At 69.9% G+C, this 26893-nt stretch carries 32 protein-coding genes and 1 pseudogene; 17 read left to right on the top strand and 16 right to left on the bottom strand.

The annotated features are described in order from the left end of the window. Positions 1-33 precede the first annotated feature (33 nt). Positions 34-1290 (top strand): GNAT family N-acetyltransferase, encoded by a 1257-nt coding sequence (locus tag ABT001_RS06080; RefSeq protein ID WP_351272995.1) that lies wholly within the window; start codon positions 34-36, stop codon positions 1288-1290. Positions 1291-1325: 35 nt separating this feature from the next. On the opposite strand, the gene ABT001_RS06075 is transcribed toward ABT001_RS06080, so the two are convergent. Both ABT001_RS06075 and ABT001_RS06070 read right to left on the bottom strand, forming a co-directional pair. After that, positions 1326-2099, bottom strand: coding sequence for an ABC transporter permease (locus ABT001_RS06075; protein WP_351272992.1), 774 nt, complete (start codon positions 2097-2099; stop codon positions 1326-1328). Further along, positions 2092-3084 (bottom strand): ATP-binding cassette domain-containing protein, encoded by a 993-nt coding sequence (locus ABT001_RS06070; RefSeq protein ID WP_351272989.1) that lies wholly within the window; start codon positions 3082-3084, stop codon positions 2092-2094. The genes ABT001_RS06075 and ABT001_RS06070 overlap by 8 nt, the downstream gene beginning before the upstream one ends. 96 nt (positions 3085-3180) lie before the next feature. Between ABT001_RS06070 and ABT001_RS06065 the strand changes: the two genes are divergently transcribed. Together ABT001_RS06065 and ABT001_RS06060 are read left to right on the top strand one after the other, a co-directional pair. Then, positions 3181-3957, top strand: coding sequence for a TetR/AcrR family transcriptional regulator (locus tag ABT001_RS06065; protein WP_351272986.1), 777 nt, complete (start codon positions 3181-3183; stop codon positions 3955-3957). Beyond that, positions 3954-4601: a TetR/AcrR family transcriptional regulator gene (locus tag ABT001_RS06060; RefSeq protein WP_351272983.1), complete on the top strand. Its 648-nt coding sequence runs from the start codon at positions 3954-3956 to the stop codon at positions 4599-4601. The genes ABT001_RS06065 and ABT001_RS06060 overlap by 4 nt, the downstream gene beginning before the upstream one ends. Before the next feature lie 30 nt (positions 4602-4631). On the opposite strand, the gene ABT001_RS06055 is transcribed toward ABT001_RS06060, so the two are convergent. The 3 genes from ABT001_RS06055 to ABT001_RS06045 form a co-directional block, all read right to left on the bottom strand. Further along, a complete protein-coding gene (locus tag ABT001_RS06055) occupies positions 4632-4976 on the bottom strand; it encodes a deoxyxylulose-5-phosphate synthase (RefSeq protein WP_351272980.1) in 345 nt (114 codons plus the stop codon). A gap of 84 nt (positions 4977-5060) precedes the next feature. Further along, entirely contained in the window at positions 5061-5654 is a 594-nt protein-coding gene (locus ABT001_RS06050) for a DinB family protein (RefSeq protein WP_351272977.1), read from the bottom strand. Between the two features lie 108 nt (positions 5655-5762). Then, entirely contained in the window at positions 5763-6284 is a 522-nt protein-coding gene (locus tag ABT001_RS06045; protein WP_351272974.1) for a DEAD/DEAH box helicase family protein, read from the bottom strand. Positions 6285-6425: 141 nt separating this feature from the next. Here ABT001_RS06045 and ABT001_RS06040 point away from each other — a divergent pair. The 4 genes and pseudogenes from ABT001_RS06040 to ABT001_RS06025 all read left to right on the top strand — a co-directional run. Further along, positions 6426-6814: pseudogene (locus ABT001_RS06040) on the top strand (MFS transporter); the annotation flags it as partial. A gap of 269 nt (positions 6815-7083) precedes the next feature. Beyond that, positions 7084-7587 (top strand): helix-turn-helix domain-containing protein, encoded by a 504-nt coding sequence (locus tag ABT001_RS06035; RefSeq protein WP_351272972.1) that lies wholly within the window; start codon positions 7084-7086, stop codon positions 7585-7587. Between the two features lie 28 nt (positions 7588-7615). Next, entirely contained in the window at positions 7616-8272 is a 657-nt protein-coding gene (locus ABT001_RS06030; protein ID WP_351272969.1) for a hypothetical protein, read from the top strand. A gap of 115 nt (positions 8273-8387) precedes the next feature. Continuing rightward, the gene (locus ABT001_RS06025) at positions 8388-8720 is read left to right on the top strand and encodes a DUF2516 family protein (protein ID WP_351272966.1); all 333 of its coding nucleotides are present in this window, start codon (positions 8388-8390) and stop codon (positions 8718-8720) included. Here the strand turns inward: ABT001_RS06025 and ABT001_RS06020 are convergent. The 3 genes from ABT001_RS06020 to ABT001_RS06010 all read right to left on the bottom strand — a co-directional run bounded on the left by ABT001_RS06020 (position 8702) and on the right by ABT001_RS06010 (position 12394). Next, positions 8702-10051, bottom strand: coding sequence for a PP2C family protein-serine/threonine phosphatase (locus ABT001_RS06020; RefSeq protein ID WP_351272963.1), 1350 nt, complete (start codon positions 10049-10051; stop codon positions 8702-8704). The genes ABT001_RS06025 and ABT001_RS06020 overlap by 19 nt on opposite strands. A gap of 278 nt (positions 10052-10329) precedes the next feature. Further along, on the bottom strand, positions 10330-11391 hold the full coding sequence (locus tag ABT001_RS06015; RefSeq protein WP_351272961.1) for a C40 family peptidase: 1062 nt from the start codon (positions 11389-11391) through the stop codon (positions 10330-10332). Between the two features lie 217 nt (positions 11392-11608). Further along, entirely contained in the window at positions 11609-12394 is a 786-nt protein-coding gene (locus tag ABT001_RS06010) for a class I SAM-dependent methyltransferase (protein ID WP_351272958.1), read from the bottom strand. Between the two features lie 191 nt (positions 12395-12585). Between ABT001_RS06010 and mshA the strand changes: the two genes are divergently transcribed. Together mshA and ABT001_RS06000 are read left to right on the top strand one after the other, a co-directional pair. Next, positions 12586-13935, top strand: a complete 1350-nt coding sequence (gene mshA, locus ABT001_RS06005) for a D-inositol-3-phosphate glycosyltransferase (RefSeq protein WP_351272956.1) — start codon at positions 12586-12588, stop codon at positions 13933-13935. A 105-nt stretch (positions 13936-14040) separates the two neighbouring features. After that, positions 14041-14547: a type III secretion system chaperone family protein gene (locus ABT001_RS06000; protein ID WP_351272953.1), complete on the top strand. Its 507-nt coding sequence runs from the start codon at positions 14041-14043 to the stop codon at positions 14545-14547. A 3-nt stretch (positions 14548-14550) separates the two neighbouring features. Here ABT001_RS06000 and ABT001_RS05995 read toward each other — a convergent pair whose 3' ends face one another. Next, the gene (locus tag ABT001_RS05995) at positions 14551-15537 is read right to left on the bottom strand and encodes a phosphotransferase family protein (RefSeq protein ID WP_351272950.1); all 987 of its coding nucleotides are present in this window, start codon (positions 15535-15537) and stop codon (positions 14551-14553) included. Between the two features lie 244 nt (positions 15538-15781). Between ABT001_RS05995 and ABT001_RS05990 the strand changes: the two genes are divergently transcribed. Continuing rightward, the gene (locus tag ABT001_RS05990) at positions 15782-16561 is read left to right on the top strand and encodes a hypothetical protein (protein WP_351272948.1); all 780 of its coding nucleotides are present in this window, start codon (positions 15782-15784) and stop codon (positions 16559-16561) included. A 21-nt stretch (positions 16562-16582) separates the two neighbouring features. On the opposite strand, the gene ABT001_RS05985 is transcribed toward ABT001_RS05990, so the two are convergent. Both ABT001_RS05985 and ABT001_RS05980 read right to left on the bottom strand, forming a co-directional pair. Continuing rightward, complete coding sequence (locus ABT001_RS05985) at positions 16583-16825, bottom strand: hypothetical protein (RefSeq protein ID WP_351272946.1); 243 nt, start codon at positions 16823-16825, stop codon at positions 16583-16585. Beyond that, complete coding sequence (locus ABT001_RS05980) at positions 16822-17070, bottom strand: hypothetical protein (protein ID WP_031093484.1); 249 nt, start codon at positions 17068-17070, stop codon at positions 16822-16824. The genes ABT001_RS05985 and ABT001_RS05980 overlap by 4 nt, the downstream gene beginning before the upstream one ends. Positions 17071-17317: 247 nt before the next feature. On the opposite strand from ABT001_RS05980, the gene ABT001_RS05975 reads away from it, so the two are divergent. Then, a complete protein-coding gene (locus ABT001_RS05975) occupies positions 17318-17725 on the top strand; it encodes a hypothetical protein (protein WP_351272944.1) in 408 nt (135 codons plus the stop codon). 225 nt (positions 17726-17950) lie between these two features. Here ABT001_RS05975 and ABT001_RS05970 read toward each other — a convergent pair whose 3' ends face one another. The 3 genes from ABT001_RS05970 to ABT001_RS05960 form a co-directional block, all read right to left on the bottom strand. Then, entirely contained in the window at positions 17951-18715 is a 765-nt protein-coding gene (locus ABT001_RS05970) for a hypothetical protein (protein WP_351272941.1), read from the bottom strand. Positions 18716-19024: 309 nt separating this feature from the next. Beyond that, a complete protein-coding gene (locus ABT001_RS05965) occupies positions 19025-19423 on the bottom strand; it encodes a PPOX class F420-dependent oxidoreductase (RefSeq protein ID WP_351272939.1) in 399 nt (132 codons plus the stop codon). Positions 19424-19594: 171 nt separating this feature from the next. Beyond that, positions 19595-20749, bottom strand: a complete 1155-nt coding sequence (locus ABT001_RS05960; protein ID WP_351272937.1) for an epoxide hydrolase family protein — start codon at positions 20747-20749, stop codon at positions 19595-19597. A 99-nt stretch (positions 20750-20848) separates the two neighbouring features. Between ABT001_RS05960 and ABT001_RS05955 the strand changes: the two genes are divergently transcribed. Further along, entirely contained in the window at positions 20849-21448 is a 600-nt protein-coding gene (locus tag ABT001_RS05955; protein WP_351272935.1) for a TetR/AcrR family transcriptional regulator, read from the top strand. A gap of 580 nt (positions 21449-22028) precedes the next feature. Here ABT001_RS05955 and ABT001_RS05950 read toward each other — a convergent pair. Together ABT001_RS05950 and ABT001_RS05945 are read right to left on the bottom strand one after the other, a co-directional pair. Beyond that, positions 22029-23357, bottom strand: coding sequence for an HNH endonuclease (locus ABT001_RS05950; protein ID WP_351272933.1), 1329 nt, complete (start codon positions 23355-23357; stop codon positions 22029-22031). A gap of 447 nt (positions 23358-23804) precedes the next feature. Then, entirely contained in the window at positions 23805-24560 is a 756-nt protein-coding gene (locus tag ABT001_RS05945; protein WP_351272931.1) for a GntR family transcriptional regulator, read from the bottom strand. Positions 24561-24638: 78 nt separating this feature from the next. On the opposite strand from ABT001_RS05945, the gene ABT001_RS05940 reads away from it, so the two are divergent. The 5 genes from ABT001_RS05940 to ABT001_RS05925 all read left to right on the top strand — a co-directional run bounded on the left by ABT001_RS05940 (position 24639) and on the right by ABT001_RS05925 (position 26707). Continuing rightward, on the top strand, positions 24639-24917 hold the full coding sequence (locus ABT001_RS05940; RefSeq protein WP_351272929.1) for a hypothetical protein: 279 nt from the start codon (positions 24639-24641) through the stop codon (positions 24915-24917). A gap of 12 nt (positions 24918-24929) precedes the next feature. Continuing rightward, positions 24930-25241 carry a hypothetical protein gene (locus tag ABT001_RS36045; protein WP_386254770.1) on the top strand — a complete coding sequence of 104 codons (312 nt, stop codon included), beginning with the start codon at positions 24930-24932 and terminating at the stop codon, positions 25239-25241. Positions 25242-25440: 199 nt separating this feature from the next. After that, positions 25441-25665, top strand: coding sequence for a hypothetical protein (locus ABT001_RS05935; RefSeq protein WP_328866047.1), 225 nt, complete (start codon positions 25441-25443; stop codon positions 25663-25665). Then, positions 25662-26402, top strand: coding sequence for a GntR family transcriptional regulator (locus tag ABT001_RS05930; protein ID WP_351272927.1), 741 nt, complete (start codon positions 25662-25664; stop codon positions 26400-26402). The genes ABT001_RS05935 and ABT001_RS05930 overlap by 4 nt, the downstream gene beginning before the upstream one ends. Next, entirely contained in the window at positions 26399-26707 is a 309-nt protein-coding gene (locus ABT001_RS05925; protein ID WP_351272925.1) for a hypothetical protein, read from the top strand. Before ABT001_RS05930 ends, ABT001_RS05925 begins: the two co-directional genes overlap by 4 nt. Positions 26708-26893 lie beyond the last annotated feature (186 nt).

The raw sequence follows: 26893 nt of genomic DNA, 5'->3' as shown, positions 1-26893 counted from the left end.
ACATCCCCCGCGCCCCGTGACTAGCGTGGTCGGATGAGCCTTGACCGACGCACCGTCTCCGAAGCCGATTACCCCGAGTGGCTGCGTGCCGCGGAGACCGGGTTCCTCCGGGTGTCGGCCTCGGGACCGACGGAGGAGGAGGTCGCGGTGCGCCTGGCCCATACGGATCTCGCCCGCGTCCAGGGGGTCTTCGACGACGGTCGCTGTGTGGCTACCTTCCGGTCGTTCGCGCAGGAGGTGACCGTCGTCGGCGGCGCCAGGGTGCAGGCCGACGCGATCACCGCCGTGTCGGTGACGCCCACGCACCGCCGCCGCGGGCTGCTCAGCCGGATGATGGCCACCGACCTGGCGGCGGCGAAGGAGCGCGGCGACGTGGTCGCCTCGCTGATCGCCGCGGAGTACCCGATCTACGGGCGGTACGGCTTCGGCCCGGCCGCCTGGGCCACCGACTGGGAGATCGACGTCACCCGGTCGGGCCTGGACCCGCGCAGCCGGGTGCCCTCCGAGGCGGACGGCGGCCGGATCGACCTGGTGGACGGAGCGGACGTACGGAAGCTGGGCCCGGAGCTCCACAGCCGTCTCGCCGCACGGCAGCACGGCATGGTCTCCCGGGGCGAGCGCTGGTGGACGCGCAACACCGGCGTGGACGTCCCGGCGGCCGAGACGTGGACGGAGCCGTTCCACGCCGTGTACCGGTCGGCCGACGGGGAGACGGACGGGCTGATCACCTACCGTGCCGACGACCACTGGGGTGACCGGAAGCAGCCGCTCCAGACGGCGACGGTGAGCGGCTTGATCGCGACGACCCCGGTGGCGGAGCGCGCCCTGTGGCACTTCGTCTGCTCCATCGACTGGATCACGACGGTCCGCTCGGGCCGCCGCGCGCCCGACGACCTGCTCCCGCTCCTCCTCCCGGACCCGCGCGCCGCCCGCGTCGTGTCCCAGACGGACTGGCTGTGGCTGCGTGTCCTGGACGTCTCCCGGGCCCTGGAGGCACGCACGTACGCGACCGGGGGCACCCTCGTCCTGGACGTCCGGGATACCACGGGCCTGTCGGGCGGCCGTTTCCTGCTGGAGGCGTCGCCGTCCGGAGCCTCCTGCGCCCCGACGACGCGGACGGCCGATCTGACGCTGGACGTGGCGGAGTTGGGTGCACTCTGCCTGGGTGACGAGTCACCGGTACGGCTGGCCGCGCTGGGACGCGTCGACGAACACCGGGCGGGCGCGGCGGCGACGGCGGACGTGTTGTTCCGGGCGCCGCGCCGGGCGTGGTGCCCGGACGTGTTCTGACGCCTTGCCGCGACGTCCCGGCCAGGCCTCCCGCGTCACCGCGTCCGGGCTCTGAAGAGCACCCCGGACAGGGCCACGGACACCAGCAGGATCCCGGTGGCCCAGCCGAGCGCGGTCCAGGGGGCGTTGCCCACCGGCTGGTCCAGGAGGAGGCCGCGGAGGGACTCGATGGCCGGGGTGACCGGCTGGTGGTCGGCGAAGCCGCGTAGCCAGCCCGGCATGCTGTCGACGGGGACGAACGCGCTGCTCGGGTAGGGCAGGAACGACATGAAGAAGGTGAATCCGCCGGCGGCCTCCGGGGTGCGGGCGAGCAGGCCCATCGCCGCCGAGATCCAGGACAGGGCCACGATGTAGGCGAGCAGTACGGCGGCGACGGCGAGCCAGCCGGCGGGGGTGGCGGCGGGGCGGAAGCCGATGAGCAGGGCGACGGCGAACACCAGTGTGGTGGAGACCAGGTTGCGCACCGTGCTTGCCACGACATGACCGGCGAGGATCGGCATCGCACCGATGTCCAGGGAGCGGAAGCGGTCGATGATGCCGCCCTTCATGTCCTCGCTCACCGCCACCGCCGTGGTGGCCGAGCCGAAGCCGGCGCACAGGAACAGGACGCCGGGGACGACGTACATGACGTACGAGTCGTAGGCGGTGCCCGTGTCGATCGCGCCGCCGAAGAAGTAGACGAAGATCAGCATCAGCATGATCGGCAGCATCAGCGAGACGATGACGGCGTCGACGTTGCGGCGGCTGAGGAGCAGGCTGCGGCCGGTCATGACTGTGGCGTGGGTCAGGGCTCCGGGTGCGTCAGACATGGGACGGTGCCTCCGTCGTTCCGGTCTCGGTCGCGGTGCCGGTTCCGGTCTCGGCGGTGAGGGCGAGGAACACGTCGTCGAGGGTCGCGCTGTGCACGGAGAAGCGGTCGACGTCGGTCCGGTGCGGGTCGGTCTCGTCGAGCAGGGCCCGGACGTGGGCGGCGGTGCCGTCCGTGGGGATGCCGAGGGTCAGGGTCTCGGGGGAGTGGTGGACCGCGCGGGTGGCGAGCCGGAGGTAGGCCTCGCGGTTGCTGAGGACGAGGTCCAGACGGTGACCCGAGACGCGTGACTTCAGGGTCTCCGGGGTGCCCTCGGCGACGATCCGGCCCTGGTTCAGGACGGCGATGCGGTCGGCGAGCTGGTCGGCCTCCTCCAGGTACTGCGTGGTGAGCAGGACCGCGGCGCCCCGTTCCGCCAGGTCGCGGACCACCTGCCAGAGTTCGCGGCGGCTGCGCGGGTCGAGGCCGGTGGTGGGCTCGTCGAGGAAGAAGACGCCGGGCTCGGGCGAGCCGACCAGCCCCGCCGCCAGGTCCAGGCGGCGCCGCATCCCCCCGGAGTACGTACGGGCCTGGCGGCGGGCCGCGTCGGTGAGGCCGAAGCGCTCGAGGAGTTCCCCGGCGCGGGCCCGGGCCTGGGCGAGGGGCAGGCCGGACAGCCGCGCCATCATCCGCAGGTTCTCCTCGCCGGTCAACGTCTCGTCGAGGGCGGCGAACTGCCCGGTCAGGCTGATGGCGCGGCGTACTTGGCGCCGGTCGGTGACGACGTCGTACCCGGCGACACGCGCCGTGCCGGAGTCGGCGGTGGTGAGGGTGGCGAGGATCCGCACGGTCGTGGTCTTGCCGGCGCCGTTGGGGCCGAGCAGTGCGTGGATCCCGGCACGGGCGACTTGGAGGCCGACGCCTTCCAGGACCCGGACGCCCGGTTTTCCGTAGGACTTGGTCAGGCCGTGCGCCTCGATCATGACGTCTCTCATGGCGGTACTCATGACGGTCCCCCTTCTGCGTATGCCATACGCGTTACTGCGTAAGCATTACGCAAACCTAGGATGGGGGCAAGCCAGTACCGGGAAAGGCGGCTTCGGATGACGAAGAACAGCAATGCGTCTTCGGGCGGTACGGGCCTGCCGGCCAGCATCGAGGCCGCGTGGGGACTGCGCGAGCGTCCGGTCAAGGGCCCCAAGCCCGGCCTGACGCTGGACCGCATCGTCGCCGCGGCCGTGACGGTCGCCGCGTCGGAGGGCCTCCCGGCCGTCTCGATGGGCCGGGTCGCCAAGGAACTGGGCGCCTCCACGATGTCCCTCTACCGCTACGTCTCCGCCAAGGAGGAGCTGTACGTCCTCATGCAGGAGGCGGCGATGGGCGCGCCCGAGCCCCTGCCGGCGCTGGAGGAAGGGGCGGGCTGGCGCGAGGCGATGCGCCAGTGGGCGTGGGCCCAGCGGCGGATGTTCCAGCGCAACCTGTGGTCCCTGCGCATCCCGATCGCGGGGCCACCGGCCAGCCCGCATTCGGTCGCCTGGTGGGAACAGGGCCTCCAGGCGCTGGAGGGCAGCGGCCTGGACGAGGGCGACAAGCTCTCCGTCATCCTCCTCGTCTCGGGCTTCGTGCGGAACGAGGCCCTGCTGATGAGCGACATCGCCGCCGCCGTCGAGGCGAAGGGCGCCTCGGCCGAGGAGGTCATGGCGCAGTGGGAGCGGACCGTGCAACGGCTCGTCGACCCCGTCCGCCATCCGGCACTGTCCAGGCTGCTCTCCTCCGACGCCATGAGCGGACCGGACGACATCGACTACGACTTCGTGTTCGGACTCGACCGGACCCTCGACGGGATCGAGGCGCTCATCCGGAAGGGCGCGCCGTCATGAGCACCGGCAGGACCGGCCTGCGCGAACGCAAGAAGCAGCAGACCTACCAGGCCGTCTCCGAAGCCGCGATCTCGATGTTCCTCGAACGGGGCTTCGACAAGGTCTCGGTGGCGGAAGTGGCGGCGGCGGCCGACATCTCGAAGCCGACACTGTTCCGGTACTTCCCCGCCAAGGAGGACCTGGTCCTGCACCGGTTCGCCGACCACGAGGACGAGGCGGCCCGCGTCGTATCCGGCCGGCCGGACGGCACCACCCCCCTGCAGGCGCTGCGCCGGCACTTCCTGGACGGCCTGGACCGCCACGACCCGGTGACCGGACTCTGCGACGACCCTCAGGTGCTGGCCTTCCACCGGCTGCTCTACGGCACCCCGTCGCTCGTCGCCCGCCTGTACGCCTACCAGCGCCGCTCCGAAGCGGCCCTCGCCCACGCCCTGGACCCCGGCGCCCCGGTGGCGGCACGGCTCGCGGCGGGCCAGATCATCGCCGTACTCCGGATCCTGGCGGAGGAGAACTGGCGCCGGGTGGACGCGGGGGAGAGCGCCGGCCGGCTACGGGCGGACGCGGTCGCGGCGGCCGGACTCGCCTTCGTGCAACTGTCGGAGGGGCTGGTCATGCCCCTTCCGGTCATGCCCCTCCCGGAATGAGGCCGGCCCAGGATGAACGGGAGGCCGATCTCACGGTGTCGTCCACGGCAGTTCGGGGCGGAGCAGGGACTTCGCGAAGGGCTCGCCGGTCCTCTCGGCGTACGCCAGGCGTTCCTTCACCTCGCGCAGCGTGCGCGGACGGTAGCCCGGCCCGTCGCAGCAGCTCTTGTGGAAGCGGACGCCCGCGTTGAGCAGCACCGAGAGCGCGCGCCACGCCGCGGTGTCCCGCCGCCGCGGCGCCGCGAAGGCGGAGCCGACGTGGATCAGCGCCTCCGCGCAGCGGGGGCAGGCACGGTCCGCCCGCTCCCTGTCGTAGGGCTGCTTGTACGAGGCGCGGCACGGCAGGCAGACGTACGAGGTCCTGGAGGCAGACATACGGCCAGCGTAGGGGCGCGTGCCCCCGTCGTACGACCGGTTTACGCGCTCCCGCACCGGACGCCGCGCTCGGTTCCGCCGGTGTCACGCACCTTCGTGGGCCGCGCGGGCCGCGCCTTCCAGCCGGCCCCGGTGCATCTCCCACCAGGCCGTGTCGCCCGGCGGGATGCTGTCGTTGCCCCTGCTCATGCCCACGGCGCCGTCGATGAGTTCACGGAGGATGTCGGCGTGCCCGGCGTGCCGGTGGGTGTCGGCGATCACGCGTACCACCGCATGGTTCAGCGTCACCTCGGCCCGATGGGCGGGCCACCACGGCACCGTGCCGACGGTGTCCAGCGGCAGCGCGTCGAGCGTCGCGTCCGCGTGCGCCCAGGCCCGGTGGTACAGCCCCACGATCTGCTCGCGTGACTCGTCGGCGGTCGCCCACATGTCCGCGTTGGGATCGGCCCCTTCCTCGACCCACGGCAGCGGCTCGCCGGACGGCCGTCCGAAGGTGTCGCCGAGGTAGCCCAGCTCCACACCGGCCACGTGTTTGACCAGACCCAGGAGATTGGTGCCGGTCGGTGTCAGGGGGCGCCGGGCGTCGTACTCGGAGAGCCCTTCGAGCTTCCACAGCAGGGCCTCGCGGGCCGACTGCAGGTAGAAGCGGAGGTCGGCCTTGGTGTCAGGTGCGGTCATGGCGCCAAGCCTGCCCCACCGGAGCCTTCGCGTGGCCGGCGGAGAAGCCGTGGCGGGGTCACGGACAGGGCGGTGACCTCGCTGACGAGGATGCTCCGTAGAGCTGGGTCAGGGGGTGGCGGCCTTCGCGATGTGGCGCGCGGCCTGAGCGGGGGTGAGGTGCGTGGTGTCGACGACCTCGGCCTCGTCGTGCAGCCAGGTGCGGGCGGCCTCGGCGTAGGGCTCGAGGTGGTCGAGGCGGAACCTGGAGGGGCCGAGGACGGTGTCGCCCTCGATGCGCCCGCGAAGGGTGTCCTGGTCGGCGTGGAGTACGAAGTGCCGTACCGGGATCGCATGTCGGGCAAGACCAGCGCTGATCTCGCGCCAGTACCGCTCGACCAGCACGGTCATCGGCATCACCAGGATGCCGCCGGTGTAGTCGAGCACGTGACGGGCGGTCTCGACCACGAGAGGCCGCCACGGCGGCCAGTCCTGGAAGTTGCCTGTCCACGGCAGCCCCGGCGTGATGTCCATCAACGTCTCGCCGACCTTCTCGGCATCGAACACCCGTGATTCCGGAAGGAGTTGTTGTACGAGTGCGCTGGTCGTCGTCTTGCCCGCACCGTGGGTGCCGTTGAGCCATACGATCATGGCTCGACGCTAGCGCGCGCTCCTCCGGCTTGTCCGGGACTCCGGAAGGCGGTGCCGATCTGCCACAAGCGCGTCCGTACGACCTTTCGCGTGTCGCCGGAACAGTACACACGGCCACGGAACGCTCGGAGGCTACGGATCATGCGCAGCTACAGATCCCTGTTCCCCACGGCTGAGTTCACCCCGTTCCTTCTTTCCTTCGCAGCTTTCGCCGCAGCTCAGACGATCGGAGGACAGGCCCTCGCCACCCTGGTCTTCCGGGCCACCGGCTCCCCCGTTCCTGCTCTCGGCCGCCGACCCTGGCACTCTCCTTCGCGGCCACCTCGGCGGTCCTCGCGCTCCCCGGCCTGCCGGTCGGGGCGGTCTTCGGCATCGTGCTCCTGCAGGGCCTGATCGCCTCGCTGGGCGGTGGAGTGCGCGGGGGCATGCTGAACGAGATCCTGACCAAGGACGGCTATGTCCTTGGCCGTTCGGTGTGCAACATGCTCTGGGGCCTGACGCAGATGGCCGATGCGGGTCGACCTGGCAGCCATGAATGGAGGACGTACGCGACGCGCCCGACAGGCCGGGTGACGAGTTCGTCTTCGTGGCGCAACGTTCGTAGCTCAGCCCACGAGGGACCTCGCCGGGCAGATTGATCGGGACTCGATCACTTCGCCGAGCAGATCCAACGGGAAACCGCACAAGCACTGGGAACGGACACCGGCGTGCCCAGTCACATCCGTGCCGCGGCATGACACGGAACACTTTTGCAAGCATCCGCTTGCAATAGTTAGCGCGGTGGGTGCAGTATCGAGGCATGGCATCACTCAACGTCGGCAACCTCGGCGAGTACCTGCGTGAGCAGCGGCGTACCGCGCAGCTCTCCCTGCGGCAGCTCGCCGACGCCGCCGGGGTGTCCAATCCGTATCTCAGCCAGATCGAACGCGGTCTGCGCAAGCCGAGCGCCGAGGTGCTGCAGCAGGTCGCCAAGGCCCTGCGGATCTCGGCCGAGACGCTCTATGTGCGGGCCGGGATCCTCGATGAGCGGGAGCGGGAGGAGCTCGAGACGCGGGCGGTCGTACTGGCCGATCCGTCGATCAACGAGCGGCAGAAGAACGTGCTGCTGCAGATCTACGACTCCTTCCGCCGGGAGAACGGTTTCGATGTCGCGCCCGACACCGGCTCCGGGTTCCACGGTGCTGGTGAGGCGGAGAGCAGAATCGATGCGGAGAGCGGTGCCGGTGACGCGGACGGTGCCGGTCCGGATGCCCGCGGCCCCCGCACGGCCGGCGGCAGTGATGCAGACCCACCAGTGAACTGACTTCTGATGATCCGGGAGGACCACAGTCATGGCCATCACCGATGACCTGCGTAAGACCCTCACCGACCCCACCCCCCTCTACTTCGCCGCCGGTACGGCCGACCTCGCCGTGGAGAAGGCGCGCAAGGTCCCGGCTCTGATCGAGCAGCTGCGTGCCGAGGCGCCCGAGCGGATCGAGGCGGTGCGCAACACCGACCCGAAGGCCGTGCAGGAGCGGGTCGCCACGCAGGCCAAGGAGGCTCAGGCCACCGTGCAGGCGAAGGTGACCGAGGTCTTCGGGGCGCTGGACACCGACCTCAAGAAGTGGGGCGAGACCGCCCAGGACCTGGCCCTGCGCAGCGTGGGCGTGGCCGCCGAGTACGCGGTCCGCGCCCGGGAGACGTACGAGAAGGTCGCCGAGCGCGGAGAGCACAGCGTGCGGACCTGGCGCGGCGAGACGGCCGAGGAGATCGTCGAGATCGCCGCGGTGGTCGAGGCGGAGCCGAAGTCCGTGCCGAAGCAGAAGTCCGAGGCGGCGGCCGAGCCGGTGTCTCCCAAGGTGTCTCCCGCGAAGCCGGCGGCCCCCGCCGCGAAGAAGCCCGCGCCGCAGGCCGCCGAGTCCAAGGCCGCGCCCGCGACGGCGAAGAAGCCGGCGTCGGTGCGCAAGCCCGCGGCGAAGAAGACGACCCCGCCCTCCGCGAAGTAGGCGGAGCGGTCCGAGAGGTACAGGCAGAACGGGCCGGGCACCTTTGGGGTGCCCGGGTCGTTGTCCCGGTACCTTGGCCGCGAGGCGCTCATCCACTGACTAGGCGGTGCTCACCGTGTTGCTCGAAGCATTCGGCTCCTTCATGCAGCTGCTGTACCTGGCCATGCTCGTCCTGGCCGTGGTCGCGCTGGTCTTCGCCGTGACGGCGCGCGAGGACGCCTACCGGGCCGCGGACAAGCAGAAGAAGTCCTTCTGGCTGATCATCCTCGGGGTCACCGTGTTCGTGAACCTCGTCATTCCGATCCTGTTCCTGCAGATCGCGGGCGTGATCGCGTCCATCGTCTTCATGGTGGACGTGCGGCCGGCGATCAAGGCCGTGTCCGGCGGTGGCCGTCGCGGGGGCTCCAGCAGCGACGGACCGTACGGCCCCTACAACGGCGGGCGCTGAACACCCGCCGAAGAGACGGCACCGGGGTGGGGGCGCGACGCGCTTCCACCCCTCCGGTGTATCCGGGCCTCGTCACGTTCCAGCAGCAGGACCGCGACGTCGTCGGTCAGCTCGCCGCCGTTCAGCTCCTGCACCTGTGTGACGGCGGCCTCCAGCAGGGCTTCTCCACCGAGCCCCTGGTCCAGCCGGCCGTTGATCATCGCGACCATGCCGTCCTGGCCCAGCCGCTGGGTCCCCTCCGGCCCGACGCGGCCCTCGATCAGCCCGTCGGTGTACATCATCAGGCTCCAGGAGCCTCCCAGCTCGACCTGCCGGCGCGGCCACCGGGCCCTCGGCAGCAGGCCGAGGGCCGGGCCGCCGTCCTCGTACGGGAGCAGGTGGGCCGCCCGGCCGCGGCGGGCGATCAGCGGTGCGGGATGGCCCGCGATGCACAGGCCTGCGCGGCGGCCGTCGGGGGCGATGTCGAGGGTGCAGAGCGTTGCGAAGATCTCCTCGCTCTGCCGTTCGTGCTCCAGGACCTGCTGCAGCGTGGACAGCAGGGCGTCGCCGCAGAGTCCGGCCAGGGTGAGCGCCCGCCAGGCGATACGCAGCTCGACGCCGAGCGCGGCCTCGTCCGGGCCGTGTCCGCAGACGTCGCCGATCATCGCGTGGACCGTGCCGTCGGGCGTGCGGACCGTGTCGTAGAAGTCCCCGCCGAGCAGAGCGCGGCTGCGGCCCGGCCGGTAGTGGGCGGCGAAGGCCAGGTCGGAGCCGTCGAGCAGCGGGGTGGGCAGGAGCCCCCGCTCCAGCCGGGCGTTCTCCTGGGCTCGCAACCGGGACTCGGTCAGCTGGTGCTGCGCGATGTCCGCGCGCTTGCGCTCCACCGCGTACCGGATGGCGCGGCTGAGGAGGCGCCCGTCGAGCTCGCCGCGGAAGAGGTAGTCCTGGGCCCCCACCCGCACGGCCTCGGCGGCCCGGTCGGCGTCGTCCTCCGCGGTGAGGGCGAGGACGGCGTGGCGCGGCGCGATGCGCAGGATGTGCTTGAGGGCGGCGAGCTCGTCCGGGTGGCCGGTCTCGACGTCGGGGCCGTCCGCGCGTGCGCCGGAAGGCAGGGCCGCGGCCTCCAGGTCGAGGTCGAGCAGGATGCAGTCGACGTCGTCGGTGAGCAGCCGGCCGGCCTCGGTGAGGTTGCGGGCGGTGCGCACGCGGACCCGTGCCCCGGTGGTGGACGACGGCTCAGGGACTGCGAAGGTGCCCGCAGGGTCGTCCTCGATCACCAGAAGTGTGAGGTCGGCGCCGTGAGTGGTCTCCGCAGCGGGTACGGCGCGTTGCTGCGGTACGGGTACGGGCATCGGTTCGGGTTTCCTTCCCTCCCCCCGAGGGCGCGGCGGGACGACGATCGACGACCCGCCGACGGGGACGATAGCGGTCCGCGGCAGGGGAACGGAATGGTGCCCGGTGATCAAGGCCTCTCGCATGCGCGGCCATAAGCCGCGTCCCACCACGGATCCGGCGTGATGGGCGTGCGGGAAGCGGACATGAGGTCATGACGAACATCACGCGCCCGGCACGCTCGCACACGTGCGCCGAGCCGTCCGTCGGCGCGCGGTGCGGCGCGGGCGCGCGGTGCCTACTTGTCCGGCCGGACGACGCCCAGGATCCGCATCGAGCCGACGCCCGCCGGCGTGACGTGCCGGCCGGGTCGGGGGGCGTGCACGATCGAGCCGCCGCCGACGTACATCCCGACGTGGCTGGCGTCGCTGTGGTAGATGATCAGGTCGCCGGGGCGCATGTCCTCGACGGCTATGCGGGGCAGCTGCCGCCACTGCTCCTGGGAGGTCCGGGGGATCGGCCGCTTCGCCGCCGCCCAGGCCTGCGAGGTGAGCCCCGAGCAGTCGTACGAACCGGGGCCCTCGGCTCCCCATACGTACGGCTTGCCGATCTGGGCGGTCGCGAAGGCCACCGCCTGCTTGCCGGCGGGGCTCGCCGCGCGGTCGATGTCCCGGAGCGCGCCGGAGGAGAGCCAGCTGGCCTGTGCCGTGGACGCGGCGTCCTTCTCCATCTGGAGGAGCCTGGCCTGCTCCTCCGTCGCCAGCTGCGATTCGAGCTTCTCGGCCGCCGCGATCCGCGCGTCGATGCTCTTCTTCGCCTTGGCCTGCTTGACGCGGCCGGCCTCGATCTTCTCCCAGTTGAGACCGGCGTCCTTCGTGTAGGTCTCCAAGTCCTCCTGGGCCTGCTCCAGTTCGGTCAGCACTCCCTTGGCGGCCTGCTGGCCCTGCCTGGCCTGGTTGATGCCGTCCATGAAGAGGTCCGGGTCGCCGCTCAGCATCAGCTGGGCGCCCGGAGGGAGTCCGCCGCTGCGGTACTGCTCGCGGGCCTGGGCGCCCACCCTGTCCTTCAGTTCGGCGATCTTCGCCTGGCCGTCGGCGATCGCCTCGGTGAGCCGGACGATCTCGCCGGACTGCTTCTTGGACTGCTCCTCCGCGAGGTTGTACGCGTCCGTCGCGGCCCCGGCCTGGCGGTACAGGGTGTCGATCTCCTCGCGCACCTCTTCGAGGCTCTTCTTCGGGGCGGCGGGAGCGGAGGGGGCGGGCTCGGGCACCGGGGCGGCCATGGCCTGGACCGGCGCGGTGAGCAGGGCCAGTGCGCAGACCAGAGTGATCGCGGCAGTGGCGCAGTGGCGTCGGTTCACGAGCTCCCCCTCCGGGCGAAAGGCAACGAAAGCCATATCGCGCACATGTGACTTACCGTCAGTAACGTTCAGGTGACGACGCGATCGTGCCATGGCGTCCCGAAAAGTAACAGAGGTCCGCCACCATCCGCCCCGTCTCACAGGGGACGAACGGTGACCCGTGGGCGTTCCCGGATCCGACCACGTCCCCGACCGACATGTTTCCGTCGGCCCTCGTTCATCCCGCGGTGGGCCGCAGTGCGGACCAGCGCACCGTGATCTCGCCCTGCCGCCATCGCCGTACGCCGTCCGTCAGTGGCCAGTCGGCGGAGACCGCGCGCGCGGCCGCGATCCAGCGCTGACGCGCCCCCAGTGACGCGTACGGAGAGGCCGTGGCCCAGGCCCTGTCGAAGTCCCGCAGGAAGGCGTGCACCGGTTCCCCCGGCACGTTGCGGTGGATCAGGGCCTTCGGGAGGCGTTCGGCGAGGTCCGAGGGGCGCTCCAGCGAGCCGAGCCGGGTCGCGAAGGTGACCGTGCGCGGCCCCTCCGGGCCGAGGGCGACCCAGACGTGCCTGCGGCCGATCTCGTCGCAGGTGCCCTCGACGAGCAGCCCGCCGGGTGCCAGGCGGGCGCACAGCCGCTGCCAGACCGCGGCGACCTCGCCCTCGTCGTACTGGCGCAGCACGTTCGCGGCCCGGATGAGGGTGGGCCTGTCGGCCGTGGGGATCTCGAAGCCGCCGTGCGCGAAGGTGAGGCCCTCGCGCTCGTACGGCCGCGCCGCCGCGACCCGCTCCGGGTCGATCTCGACGCCCACGACGGCGGTGCGCGGCTCCGTGGTGCGCAGCCGGTCCAGGAGTTCGACGGCGGTCCAGGGCGCGGCGCCGTAACCGAGGTCGACCGCCAGGGGCGAGTCGCTGCGGCGCAGGGTGGGGCCGTGGGTGGCGGCGATCCAGCGGTCCATGCGGCGCAGTCGGTTGGGGTTGGTGGTCCCGCGGGTCGCGGTGCCGATGGGGCGCTGGTGCATGGGGAGGAGCGTATGCGAAGCGCCGGGAGGGCCCGTGGAACAGCGGGGGACCGCGGGTTTCCGCGGGCGCGCCGGGAGGAGCGTAATGATTTGGCAAAGCGGAAATGAATGGCTCGGTTCCGCTGTTCAGCACCTTCGAGGGCGCGCTGTGCCCGGTACGTGTCATGCCCTGAGCGAGGAGGAGCGGACCCGTGAGCCAGTACGTCTCCCGGCTCGGCAGCAGCCGTGCGGCACCCCGTATCCGCTTTCCGGGCGGTTTCGCCGGAAACCGTAAGCCGCGCCGTGTCGCGATGCTCTCCGTGCACACCTCTCCGCTGCACCAGCCCGGCACCGGCGACGCGGGCGGCATGAACGTCTACATCGTGGAGCTGGCCGAGCGCCTCGCCGCGATCGGCATCGAGGTCGAGATCTTCACCCGGGCCAGCACCGGCGGACTGCCCCCGATGGTCGAACTCGCGCCGGGCGTCCTGGTCCGCCACGTCGACGCCGGGCCGTACGAAGGCCTCGCGAAGGAGGAGCTGCCCGCTCAGCTCTGCGCCTTCACCCACGGTGTGATGCAGGCCTGGGCAGGACAGCGCCCCGGCTACTACGACCTGGTCCACTCCCACTACTGGCTCTCCGGCCAGGTCGGCTGGCTCGCAGCCCAGCGCTGGGGCGTCCCGCTCGTCCACGCCATGCACACCATGGCGAAGGTCAAGAACGCCGCGCTCGCCGAGGGCGACACCCCCGAGCCCGCCGCCCGTGTCATCGGCGAGACCCAGATCGTGCACGCCTCCGACCGGCTCATCGCCAACACCGCCGGGGAGGCCGACGAGCTCATCCACTTCTACGACGCGGACCCGGCATCGGTCGCCGTCGTGCACCCCGGGGTCAATCTGGAGCGCTTCCGCCCCGGCGACGGCCGTGCCGCGGCCCGCGCCCGCCTCGGACTCCCGCAGGACGCCCTGATCCCGCTCTTCGCCGGCCGCATCCAGCCGCTGAAGGCCCCGGACGTGCTGCTGCGCGCCGTCGCCGTGCTCCTGGACCGGGACCCCGCACTGCGCTCACGCATCGTCGTACCCGTCGTCGGAGGCCCCAGCGGCAGTGGGCTCGCCAAACCGGAGGGCCTGCAGAAGCTGGCCGCGCGCCTGGGCATATCCGACGTCGTGCGCTTCCACCCGCCGGTCGGCCAGGAACAGCTCGCCGACTGGTTCCGGGCGGCGTCCGTGCTGGTCATGCCCTCGTACAACGAGTCCTTCGGGCTGGTCGCCATAGAGGCCCAGGCGGCCGGCACCCCCGTCGTGGCGGCAGCGGTGGGCGGTCTCCCGGTCGCCGTGCGGGACGGGGTCAGCGGCTTCCTGATCCCGGGCCACGACCCGGAGGCGTACGCACAGGCGCTGGCCCGGTTCGCGGACAGCGCCGACCTCGGTGCCCGGATGGGCGAGGCCGCGGCCGCGCACGCGCAGTCGTTCGGCTGGGACACGGCGGCGTCGGCCACCGCCGATGTGTACACGGCGGCGATGCAGGACCACCGGCGTCGCGCCCGCTCGCACCACGGCTGAGGGACGGCGACCCGGCCGGAGGACGGCGCCCGGCCGACGGCCCGCGGCGCTCGCGACCGCCGGGGAGGCCGTGAGCGTCCGGGCACCCTGTCGTACGCTCGCACCATGGCTGACGTATCCGACGAAGCAGCAGCGGCGCAGGTCATCGAGACGACGCTGAACGAAGCGGAGCTCGAATGGGAGAGCCCCGAGCCCGGCACCTACGTCGTCAAGCTGCCCGGTACACGCAAGCTGTCCACGACCTGTTCCCTGCGCGTCGGGCAGCACTCCCTGTCCCTCAACGCCTTCGTCATCCGCCACCCGGACGAGAACGACGCGGCCGTGCACCGCTGGCTCCTGGAGCACAACCTCCGCCTCTTCGGGGTCAGTTACGCCATCGACTCGCTCGGCGACATCTACCTCGTGGGCAGGCTCCCGCTCTCCGTGATCACGCCCGAGGAGCTCGACCGGCTGCTCGGCGCGGTGCTGGAGGCGGCGGACAGCGCGTTCAACCCGCTGCTCGAACTGGGCTTCGCGAGCGCGATCCGCAAGGAGTACGCCTGGCGGGTGGAGCGCGGCGAACCGACCCGCAACCTCGACGCCTTCACGCACCTGACGCGGCGCCCGTCCTGAGGGCTACGAAGACCCCTGGGCGAGCTGCTCCAGCGCCGTGACCAGCCGCGGTGCCACCTCCTGCCAGGTCCGGGCCACCGCCTCGGGCCCCGCACCCCGGGGCACGGTCTCGGTGAGCATGATCAGGTAGAGGTAGCCGCGGTAGAGATCGACACGGCGTCGCACGGACGGGGTGAACACGAGCGGTGCGCCCGTGGCGGCCGCGTACCCGGCGAGGAAGTCCAGGTCCGTCTCCGGGTCGCCGAAGAGTGACGTGGAGACAAGGTCGGCCAGCGGATCGCCCCAGAACATCCGCTCGCCGTCGATGACCCCGCCGATGCGCCGGGCGCCCGGCTCCCCGGTGACCAGGAGATTGCCCTGCCACAGATCGAAGTGGACCAGGGCGGGCCGGGTCACCTCGTCCAGCACCTCCGACGCGCCGGCCAGCACCGCACGGATCCGCTCGACGGGGAAGGGCAGTCGCGCCCCGTACCTCTCGGCGTCCGTCAGTACGGCGTCGGTCATCGCGGTGAACGCCTCGCGCCAGGTGGGGGAGAGCGGCCCCAGGCACCCGGCCGGATACCCGAAGCCGGAGGGGCCCGTGACCGCGTGCAGCCGGCCGACGATGCTCCCGAACTCCCGACGCAGGGCCGCGGTCTCACCGACCGTCAGTTCGTCGGCTACGGCGTTCCACGGCTGCCCCTGGCACGTGGTCATGACGACGTACGCCCCGGCCGGGGCCCCGGGGTCGAGCTCGCTGTGTACGACCCGGGGGATCGTGGAACCGACCTCGGCGGCTGCGCCGTAGAAGGTGACCTCGTTGACGAGCAGGCCCTGTTCGTAGCTCATCCCGGTGGGGTGCGGCGGAGGTATCTTCACCACCCAGTCCCGGCCGTCCTCGAAGGTCACCCGGCTGACGGTGTTGTACGTGCCCCCGGTGAGCGGCTCGACCGACGCGGGCTCGTGGGCCCCCACGGCTTCCAGTACGGCTGCTGTCGCGTCGACGGACACGGGCGGGACCTCCCACGGGTCTGCTCTGCTGCGGAGTCGACCGCCCCGGGCCACCCGGGCACACACAGGGGCTTCACAGGGTGATCACAACGGAGTCACGATCACATCCCGTGACCGCTCGGGACGATCATCGGACAGGTGTCCGATCGTAAAGTGTGTCGCATCGCGACAGCCCCCTGCGGCAGCCCTTGATTCGACTGCGGGGAAGGCATGTTGCTCCTTCATACGGAGAGATGAACGAACCATGCGCGCCACCGCCGTACGCCGTAACGTCCTCGCCACCGCCGTGGCATCCCTGACCCTGTTCGCCACCGCCTGCGGCGGCTCGGACTCCGACGCCAAGGGCGACGGCGGCGCGTCGGGCAGCAAGGACGAGGCGTCCGCCAAGCCCGCCGCTGTCAAGGCGCTGACCTCGGCAGAGCTGGAGAAGGCGTCGCTGGAGCAGGGCGACGTCGCCGGTCACAAGGTCACGAAGACCGGACCCGAGGACATCGCCAAGCCCGGGGAAGTCACCGTCGACAAGAAGGAGTGCGAGCCCATCGGCTTCGCCTTCTACGGCGTGAAGCGGGGCACCCCGGTCGGGAACGCCGGGCGCAAGGTCGTCGAGGAGCCGAAGAAGGACGAGTCCGCCGACCCCGAGGACGCGCTCGCCGGCATGCTCGACATCACGTCGTCCCTGGTCACCCTGGCCTCGTACGACGACGACGGCGCCACGAAGAGCCTCGCCGAGCTCCGCGACTCCGCCGCGAAGTGCGCGACCGGCGGCTTCACCCTGACGATGAAGGGCTCGAAGCAGAAGGTCACCAAGCTGACCGAGGAGAAGGTGACGGGCGGCGAGGAGGCGCTCGCCTGGCGCGTGCAGATGGGCGAGGGCGACGAAGCGGTCCCCTTCAAGCTGGTGAGCCTGCGTCAGGGCGGGACGGTGGCCACGGTCTTCTCGTTCAACCTCGGCAAGATGGGCACGGACGCCGACTTCGAGACGCCCACCGCGGTGATCGACGCGCAGGTCAAGAAGCTCGGCTGACCGGCAGGCCATCTCTCCGGGTCACGGCAGCGGTACGAGCCTGACCACGGTGACCGTCAGCACGGACCCGGAGACGTAGTAGAGGACGATGGCGCCGGACACCGTCGCCTCGCGGCGGTCACGCTCACGCTTCACGGCGGACGAGGCGTGACCGTACGGATCCAGACCCAGAGTGCGCGCCATCTCGTCACGGAACGAGTCGCCGTCGCGCATCTTGGCCAGGGTGTCGTCGGCGGGCGGTGCGTAGGAGATGCGGAAACTCAAGCGACGTTCCGCCTCTCGGCCTCGTCCTGCGCCAGCCGGTCGAGGATCTGTTCGGCCTCGGGATCGGGCACGGACTCGAGCATCCAGTGCCGCATCACGGCCTGGATCTCGTGCACCCCGGCCTCGTTGATCGCGTGGTCGAACTCCTCGCGTCTCTCCTCGGGCAGGGCGGCACGGATCGCCGGAATGCTGTTGGGCACCTCGACCTCGGTGCCGCCGACGAAGGTCTTCAGAGACTCGCCCATGATCGCTCTCCCCGATCTCCTTGCTCTCCGCACCCCGCCCACCCGCACCGCCGGGGTGTGTACCTGGGCAACGGGCAGGTGTGGAGCACACGTTAGCGGGTGCCCGACGGGCGAGCCATGACGCCCGGCTCCCCGATGCCCGACGGGTGTCCCTCGCCGTCAGGGAAGAGATCGGCGCGTTCGGGGCCGGGCATCCGGTGGGAGCGCCCGCAGTGGTTGGATACCGGTCCGACACGGAGGTGTACCCATGCACGACGCGCCGTACATTCGCTTCCAGGGAACGGTGCGCCACCCGCGCGGCCACTTCCCTGGGGTCTTCGTACTGACCAACGAGCTGGCCCGTCAGGGCAGACTGACCGAGGAGCAGTACAGGTTCTGGCGAGCCAACAACGACTGGTACGACGCCCATTACGTCAATCCCACCCACGTCGACCCCCGGATCTACGACCGTGAGATCCACCCCGGCGCCGTGGCCTGGTTCAAGTCCACGGCGCACGACCTCATCGAGCGGGTGGACGGCTACCTGAAGATCCTCGCCGCCCACGGCGTCGACTGCCGTCGCCTGGAGTCGACGAGTCCCGGCAGGATCATCTACGAGGACGCGTGCCAGGTGGTCGTCATGCCGCACGAGGAGACGAACGGCCCGACACCCTGAGAGCGGTCGGCCGACGGGCCGCGCGGATGGCGGGCCGGACGGATGACGGGCCAGGCGGATGGCGGGCCGGGCGGATGGCGGAGAGCGCCGAACTCCCGCTCACCGAAGAGGAGCCGAAGGGGTCAGGGACGGCGCCGGATCGGTGAACGGGAGGGAGTTCATGGAAGGTGGCGTCGCGGGGCGTCGTGCAGGGCGCGTCGTCCCGTTGCCCGTTCGGGTCCGCGATCAGTTGTGCTCTTCGTCGATGGTGACGGCGACACCGTCCTCGACCTTGACGACGACAGCGATGCCGCCCTTCTTGGCCGCGGCTTCGAGCTCCTCCTCGGTGCAGGGCGTGATGGTCTCCGCGTCACCGCAGATCCAGCCGGCGCCGTTGATGACGGTGTCGGTGGCGGTGAAGAACGCGCGCTCGTTACCGTCGCGGCTGAGGGAGTACTTGCCCGGCGCCATGTAACCGAGCGTGCCGGAGAAGAGCCCCGACTTCTCGCCCTCACCCATGCCGTCGCCGGTACCGGCGCCGCTGTCGGCGTGGTCCTCGATGATGCTGACAGCGACTCCGTTCTTGAGGTCGACCGTCGCTCCGAACCCCTTCTTGGCCGCGGCCTCGAGCTCCTCCTCGGTGCACGGCGTGGCGGCCTGGCCGTCCGCGTCACCGCAGATCTTGCCCGCGCCCTCGATGTCGGTGTCCTCGGAGGTGAAGAACGCCTGCTCCGCGCCGTTCGCGTCCGTGACGGTGTACTTGCCGGGGGCGAGGTAGGAAACGGTGCCGACCCACTTGCCCGTCACCGTGCCGCTCTTCGACTCGATGCCGGCACCGGTGGCGCTCCCGCCTTCGGCGGACGCCCCCTTGGCGGCCATGTGCGAGGTCGTGGCCCCGGTCGACTTGCCGCTGTCCTCCGTGTTCGCCCCCTGACAGGCGGTCAGCAGCATGGTCGTGGCCACCAGGGCCGCTGCGGCGAGGACGGACTTGCGGCGGTGCGTGCGAAGCATGATGGGACTCCCCCTGCTGATGGTGATGTGGCCGGGCCGGTTGGTCATTCCGGCTGGCCTCTGCCTTGTCGGTCACCATCCTGTACGGCGCGGCGACCCCATGGGAAGCGCGGTTACGGTGTCATGACACTCCTGTCGTGTGCACGGGACGCGGCAACTGCCGTGGCCCACGCCCGCGCTGCACGAGGGCGTCCCCGTACTCGCTGATCTCGCCCGGCGGATCTGCCGCAGGTCCCGATTGCGGCCCCGACCGGATGACGTCAAACCACCGAAGCCGCACTCACCCAGGAGAGGCAACGCTTGAGACGCTCACCGAGGAGGGACGGTGTGCAACGTGTCAACGGTGATGGTCAGAACGATGCGCTGCTGCGTGCCGCCGTCGAACCCCGGATAGGGGCGGCCCAGGTATTTGTGGGCGAGCTTGTCGATGTGCTCCCGAGCCCCCTCCGTCTCGGCTGCCGTGACACGGCCGCGGGCCGCCCAGTAACGCGACGGATCGGTTCGGTCGGCCACGGCCACGGCGACCCGGGGATCTCGCTCGATGTTGCGCGTCTTCTGATGGGTGGTCACCGTGTTGATCACTATGTGGGTCCCGTCCGTGTCCACCCAGGTCTGCGTGATCTGGGGAGAACCGTCCGGCATGAGAGTGGTCAGGAAACACGGGGCCGGAGACTGCAGCACTTCGATCAGGTGATTCGGCAGGAGCATGGTGGAGACGCCTCTTCGGTAAAGGGTGCTTGGTTACGGGTGCTCGGGGAAGTGCGTAGCCGACCGTGTTCGGCTGATCGGCAGGTCGGCAGGTCGGTAAGACGTGTCGAACTCGGCGGACCGACCGGGCGGGGCTGTCGGTCCTGCGGTGAATGACAGGTCAGGCAGGGTTCATCCGCGGCGCAGTGAGCGGAAGGTGGTGCGGATCTCCTCGGTCAGGACGACGGGCTGTTCGAGAGCCGCGAAGTGTCCTCCGCGATCGAGCCGGCGGTAGTGCAGGACATGGGAGTACCGCTTCTCGATCCAGCGGCGCGATGCCTGCACGGCCTCACCGGGGAAGATGCTGAACCCGGCCGGCACGGGGTTCTGCTCGGGGGCACCTGTCTGTTCATGGCGTGCCTCCCAGTACAACCGCGCGGAGGAGGGGCCCGCGTTGGGCAGCCAATACATCATGACGTCGTCCAGGATCTCGTCGCGCGGGACGACGGCCTCGGGGTCGCCGTCGCTGTCGGTGACGTCCTGGAAGAGGGTATAGATCCAGGCGGCCAGTCCGACGGGCGAGTCCGCCAGGGAATAGCCGATGGACTGCGGCCGGGTGGCCTGCTCCCGGGAGTAGCCGTCGAGCACGCTCCGGTAGTGCTGGGCCTTGGACAGCATGCGCTGCTCGTCGGGGGTCGCCTCCTCGATCTCCTGGGCGGTGGGGAACACGAGCGGCAGGTTGACGTGCATGCCGAGGAGTCGCTCGGGCGCCTTTCGGCTGATCGCCTCGACGACGGCCGATCCCCAGTCGCCGCCCTGCGCGCCCCACTCGCGGTAGCCGAGGCGGTCCATCAGCTCGATCCACGCGTCGGCGATACGGGAGACCCCCCACCCGGTGGAGGTCGGCTTGTCGGAAAAACCGAAGCCGGGCATGGAGGGGATCACGACGTGGAAGGCGTCCTCGGCCCGGCCCCCGTGCGCGACGGGATCGGTCAGCGGCCCGACCAGGTGCCGGAACTCCAGGACGGACCCGGGCCAGCCGTGGCACAGCAGGAGTGGCATCGCCCCCGGCTCGGGCGAGCGGGCGTGCAGGAAGTGCACGCCGACGCCGTCCAGGACGGTGCGGAACGACCCGATGTCGTTGATCTCCTTCTCGCAGCGTCGCCAGTCGTAGGCGGTGGCCCAGTGCTCGCACAGCGCGCGGATGCGCTCCAGTTCCGGGCCTTGGTCGGGGTCGGTCTCCGGGTCCGGCCAGCGGGTGACGGCCAGTCGGTGGGCGAGCCGCTCGAGTTCCTGCTCGTCGACCGCGATCGGGAACGCCTCGACGTCTGAGGGCAGTGAGGGCATGGCAGCCTCCTCGTAGGGGTGCGGGCGGTGCAACCAAACCATGAAGTGGAATAACTATTCAACTTAGAAGGATTGCCTCCACTTGATAAGGTCGACCACATGACCGAACGCCCCCTGCGCCGCGATGCCGAGCGCAACCGGCAGCGCCTGCTGGAGACGGCACGGGAACTCATGGCCCGCGACGGGCTGCGGGTGCCGTACGAGGAGATCGCCCGCACGGCTGGAAGCGGCATGGGCACCCTGTACCGCCGCTTCCCCGACCGCCAGGACCTCGTGGACGCCCTGTTCGCCGAACACGTCGACGCCGTGGTCGATCTCGCCCGGGAGGCGTGCCGGGCCGACGACCCCTGGGCGGGCCTCACCTGGTTCATGGAGCGCCAGTTCGAACTCGAAGCCGACAGCCGAGCTCTGGGCGAACTGCTGCGCGGTGGACAGCAGGAAAGCTCACGCCTGGCGCAGGGCTGCGCCCGCATCGCGGAGCTGGCCGCACAACTCATCGAACGCGCTGTCCAGGGCCGTCAGTTGTCAGCCGGTGTGACCCCGGGTGACCTCGAAGCGGTCCACCTCATGGTAGGCGCGGTGATGGACGCCTCACGGCAGCACGACCCCGACCGATGGCGCCGCGCCCTGACCGTGGCACTCGCCGGCCTTCGTCACGCGGATCTGCCACCGGACGGGGAATCCGTGCGCCGGGCGTGACGTCTTTCTCGCTCGTCCACGGGGCGGGCATGGCTGCATGCGTGTCCTCGTCAACGGCTTCCACGTGGGGATTGCATCAGGACGACGCCTGGCGGGGCGGGTTCGCCCGACCTGCCCCACCGAAGGAGCCCACAGCTGGACCTGGCGCGTTGAGGTCCCACAGCGTGCCCAGGACGTGAAAACGCCCCCGATCTGCGCCGTATGCGCAGGTCGGGGGCACGATCGCTGTTGCTACTTCTTCTTGCCCTGGGTCTTTCGGTAGATCGCGGCGACCAGGGTTTTCGCAGGTGGAGACGCTGATCGGCTGCGGGTGAGTAGTCGTCATTAGTCGTCATCGGGTGCCGTTGAGCAACCTCGGACGGCCCAGAGACGGCCCAGACAGCCCCCTCAGCCTAGAGGCACGGGCGGGATGGGCACGGGTCTAAGGGCTTGCCGGGAAGCAACACCTTGATTCCCGGCAAGCCCTTAGTCGCCGTCCGGGCCCCGGCGATTCAGGCCGCGTTACTCGAACGACTTCAGGTCGCTTCCTTCCGATCATCTTGCAGACCAGATGAAGATGCGCACCAGCGGATTCGCAGCATCAGCCATTACTCCAAACTGGTAGCGCAGCGGCCTCGAACACGGACAGGTGCTGCGTGAGGCAAGGAATCAGATCCGGATCCTGGTAGCAGCCGGCGGCGGATGCCGCCTGGTAGATGTCGGCCCGATAGAACTCGCCGAGCGACACAATGCGGTGGAGACCTTTGAAGAAGCTGGCGGTTTCCTCCTCCGTCGGCTCGACCATGCCCGACGCTGTATACGCGACGCGCCAGAGCTCACCAGCCTTCGACTGCCATTCACTGACCCCCGTCACCTCCAGTTCGGTGTCGGACAGCCCGTGGTATATCCGAGCCGACTTGTGCAATCCGGCGTGACTGGCAGCGCGCACGAGGCGACGCACATGGATCTTGGCGTCGAGAAGTTTGTCGACCTGCTCTCCGACCCACTTACTCTGGTGGTCCGTGGGGCCGCCGACGAGTTTCCCGCCCCAGGGTTCATCGCCCGGAACCCAAGTAGTTGGCCATGCTGAGTTCCATGCGCTGACGACCGCGTCGTAGTCCATGTGCCGCCGCGCTTCGGCAAAGCTCGTCAGACCGAAGTAGGTGGCGTGCTGAGCGGCCTGGACGACCAGTTCGGGCTCCGTCAGGTCCTCTTCGGCAAGGGCTGCCAGGCTTTCGCGGAACTCATCGGCCTGCTGAGGTGTCGGTGCGTCCTCGTTGGTGGTCAAGCCGCAGTGCCAGACCGCAAACGCTGCCTCAAGCACCGCTTGACGCATGTCGAGATTGGCGGGCGGTCGGCTGGCGTCAACTGTCCGCCTGGCGGCCTCCTGAAGGCCGCCGACCTTGTTCCACGCAATGCCGCAGCAGTACTTGAACTTGTTGGCGTCGAGTACCTTGTCGTTGCCCATCGCTACGTCGACGATCTCGCGCCAGACCCAGGCGGGCAGTCCCGCGATTCGGAAGCGTTCGACGCTGGCCTTCCAGTCGTCAGGCAGACCGATGGCCTTACGATCCTCGCCCTTTCCGTACCCCCAACGGTTCCACTCCTTGAGGAATCCGGCACGGTATTCAAGCTTGGGCTTCTCCTGCTCAAGCAGGTCGTCAGCGGCCTGCTGCATGGCGGCGGCCCAACGGAGCGCGTCATCAGCGATGTTCTCGACCAAGGCGTTGTCGACGGTGGCGGAGCTCTTCCCGCTGTTGCAGGGCTCGCAGCTCGTGACGAGGTTGTTAGGGGTGTCGGTGCCGCCGAGCGCGACGGGGGTGACATGGTCGACACGCAGCGGGACATCGGGCGCGGTGGCGCCACAGTAGCGGCAAGTGTGGTTGTCCCGGCGTAGGACTTCGTAGCGGAGGCGCTTGGAGACGGCCATGACGCATTCTCTCTGGCTGCGGCGGGCGAGGTCTAGGAAGTGTCAGATCGCCGGAGGGCAACACCATGACCGGCAACAACAAGCCCGAGTGGCGGCGCGATCTGGCTCCCGTCGCGACAGATCGCTGTCAGTGGGTGGGGTCTTGCGCCAACGTCTCCCGTGAACACGGTGGGCCATGTGTGGGCCACTGCGAGTCGTTCAGCCGCCGGATGGCGCTGTAGCGCAGGCCAGCGGGCTACGTTGCCCTGAAGCGATCCGGTCTTGAAGACCGTCTTGGCGCGAGTCACCGTGGGTTCAAATCCCACACCCACTGCACTACGCGAAGGCCCCTGACCAGGTATTACGGTCGGGTGCCTTCGCCGTGTCAGCTCCCCGCCAGGCACCGCTGTTCCTCCTGGTCTCTCTCTGTCGGGCACGGACTACCTTGTAGCTGCCAGGGACCGTCCGTCAGCGGCTGATCGGGATCTCGTAGACGATCTCGCAGTGCGCTGCGGGCACCACGATGTCCGCCGTCTCCACGGGTTGGCCCTCGTCGCTGTAGTACGTCCGCCGGATGTGCGTCACGAGTGCGGCCTTCTGGATGCCGAGTAGCGACGCCTCCTCGGCGGTCGCGTGCCGCGGTTCGGGCTGCTCCACTGCATGGCTGACGGTGACTCCGATCGCGGCCATACGGTTCACGACTCCCGCCCCGGCGTGCGGCCCTCCCTCGGGGAGGACGACGAGTGTGCCGGCAGTGAGGTCGTACGGCTCCCAGCTCGTCGAAAGCTGGACCGGCCTGCCGTCCGCCAAAAACTCGTACGTCGTCCGCACGCACAGCGCGCCCTCGGCCACCCCGAGCCGCGTCGCGATCTCCGCCGGGGCCGGCACCTTCGCGTCGGTCCGGCTCTCCCAGTCGCCCTGTCTGCCGAGCGCCTTCATGTCCTGGCGGAACGGAGCTCCGCCGGGCTGCTCACGCGCCGTTGACCGGACGACCCTTACTCGCTGCCGGGTCTCGGCGACGTACGTACCCGATCCGGCACGGCCTTCCAGCACTCCCTGGGAGATCAGCAGCTCCTGTGCCCGGCGCACCACGTTCTCGCCCACGCCGCACTCCTGGCCGATCTGGGCGCGGGAGGGGAGGCGGTCGCCCGGTTCCCAGACGTGCTCCGCGATGCGCCGCCGGAGTTCGTCGGCGATGCGGAGATACGGCGGTTGCTCAGACATATGGAAAATCTAGTCCACTAGCTCTAATCTGGTTAACTAGCTTCACTGAAAGTGATCGCTGGTGACGGAGGCTGCCCTGTGCCCGCTTCGGGAGTAACCGCGGCGGCCATCGCCGCCCGACTGTCCGCCATCGGGCTCCCCACCCGCGTGGAGGAGCACACGCGGTTCACGACGGTCGAGGCGGAAGTACCGGAAACGCTCTCCGCTGAGTCATGGCGGGAGGTCCTGGACGTGGTGGCCGAGGCCGATCGATTCGGACTCCTGGCCACCAGTTTGAACGGCCGCACCTTATGGGCGGCTGTACGCAAAACGGTCCCCACGACGGGCGATGTCGGGGGACCGGGCTATCAGCGATAGGAGCTGAACAGCATGCTCAATCGTATCCGCCGTGCCGCCTCGCTCACCAGAGAGCGGTACTTCTCGAAGGGCCGGCACCGTCGCCCCTTAACGCCCTCCCGGCCGCTGGCCGCTCGCACCGTCATCGCACCCACTGACGCTTCGACCGTCGCCCTGGGTCGGGCTTCGGCGGCCGCGGTCCACCGTTACCCGCTGAGGGGAGAGGACGTCGCGCTCGTCCGTCCGTACCTGCTGGCGTGGGAAGAGCGAGTTCGGACGCGCACGGTACTCGTCGCCCCCCAACTCCCCGCCGATGCCTGGTCGGCCCTCGCAGGGGCCCACTAATGCCTCATCGCCGACAACCGCACCCCACGGGCACAGCTCCCGTCCCGTACCGCTCGATCGCGTGCTCGATCGGCACGCACCACTCCTGCATCGAGCCTTCCCCGACTCCGGCGACGGACGACGTGCCGGTGATCTACGAGGTGTGCATCTGCCCGTGCCACTCGACTCCAGACCCGTCTGCGCCCGTGAAGGTGACGGCGTGAGGGACCGAGCCCCCGTCGGTGTCCTGGTTTCCCCCGTCGAGGTCACCGCGGCAACCGTGCAGCGCGGCGACATCATCCAACTCGGTGGTCAAGCCTGCCGAGTGAGAGACCTCTTCCAGCTCCCCCACGGAGCCAAGCAACTGGTCTTCGAGTCGGGCGAACTGCTGGCAATACACACGCGTACCCGGCTCATCGCACTGCGACTGCTGAGAAGGCGGTGACCGGCTCCGTGCCCCGTCGCCACCACGACATCGCCGACGACCTACGCCACCAGATCACGACGGGCAGTATCAAGCCTGGCGAACGCCTCCCGTCCGAAGCCGGCCTGGCCGCCCGGTACAGAGTCAGCACGGTGACCCTGCGACGCGCTCTCGCCGTGCTCCAGGGCGAAGGACTTGTCGAGAAGATTCACGGCAAGGGCAATTACGTTCGTCACCCCCGCCGCAAGATCATGTACGTCGGAGGCTGGGGGACGCTAGACCCCTGGACCGCGGCTGAGCCAACGTTGCGCATCACGGTTCGCAGCACCACGGTTCCGGCCTCCGTGCACCTGACGATGTTGCTGAAGGTGCCAACGGGCAGCCCTCTCGCGGAGTACTCCTGTCTCAGCCTTGAACAAGGGGCGCCGCACGGCCTGGCCCGCATCTACATCCCACGCGACCTGGCCCCGGCCGGCGTGCTCGACGACTCTCTGCGCCAGGAAGCGATCACGAGATTCGCCGTCCTCGGCCCGTCGCCGGCCACCGTCCGAGAGACGGTCTGCGCCCGAATTCCCACCCCTGATGAAGCCTCGGCCCTCCGGATCGGATCTACCGCGCCAGTCCTCGCGATCACCCGTATCGCTACTGATTCCACCGGCCGCGCTATTGAAGCCGCACTCCTGACTTTCCCAGGAGACCGTGTCGATGCCGTCTTCACCGCTCACCACGTACTCGACGAGAGGCAGACCCCAGGATGACAACGTCGAACGAATTGCGGCTTCTCCCTTGGTCGGGCCCGGAGGGCAAGCCCTGCTACCTCAGCACCGACGATCCCAGCGGCTACATGTCTCGCCTGGCTGACAACATCGAAGCGGTTCAACTCGACGAGGCGGCCGAACTGATGGCGGCGGCCTTGGAAGCCCTCGACGAGCAGGAAGCGGACCCGAATGACCTGCGCCGCCTGGGCCACGACCTTGCCTGCGCCCTGAGGGACGTGCTCCGTGTCGCGTCCAGCCGCGGTCATCTTCTGACGGCGAGTGGGTTTCACGTAATCGAACTCTGACGGCGCGGCGGTCCAACGAGGCGCCAGCCGAACACAGTGCCCTACTACGCGGGGAGGAGAGCCCGAGAGAAGCCCGGGTTGTCCTCCCCGTTGTGCTGTGCCGGCCCGGATACGCGCTCCGAACTGGTGCAGGGCGCGAACCTCTTGCGACCGTGCAAGGTGGTGGGTGAGCTGATCGACCATTCT

Source organism: Streptomyces sp. NPDC002793 (genome assembly GCF_040295485.1).
In the GTDB taxonomy this organism is placed as follows: Bacteria; Actinomycetota; Actinomycetes; order Streptomycetales; family Streptomycetaceae; genus Streptomyces.
This window is presented reverse-complemented; position numbering and strand designations above follow the sequence as displayed.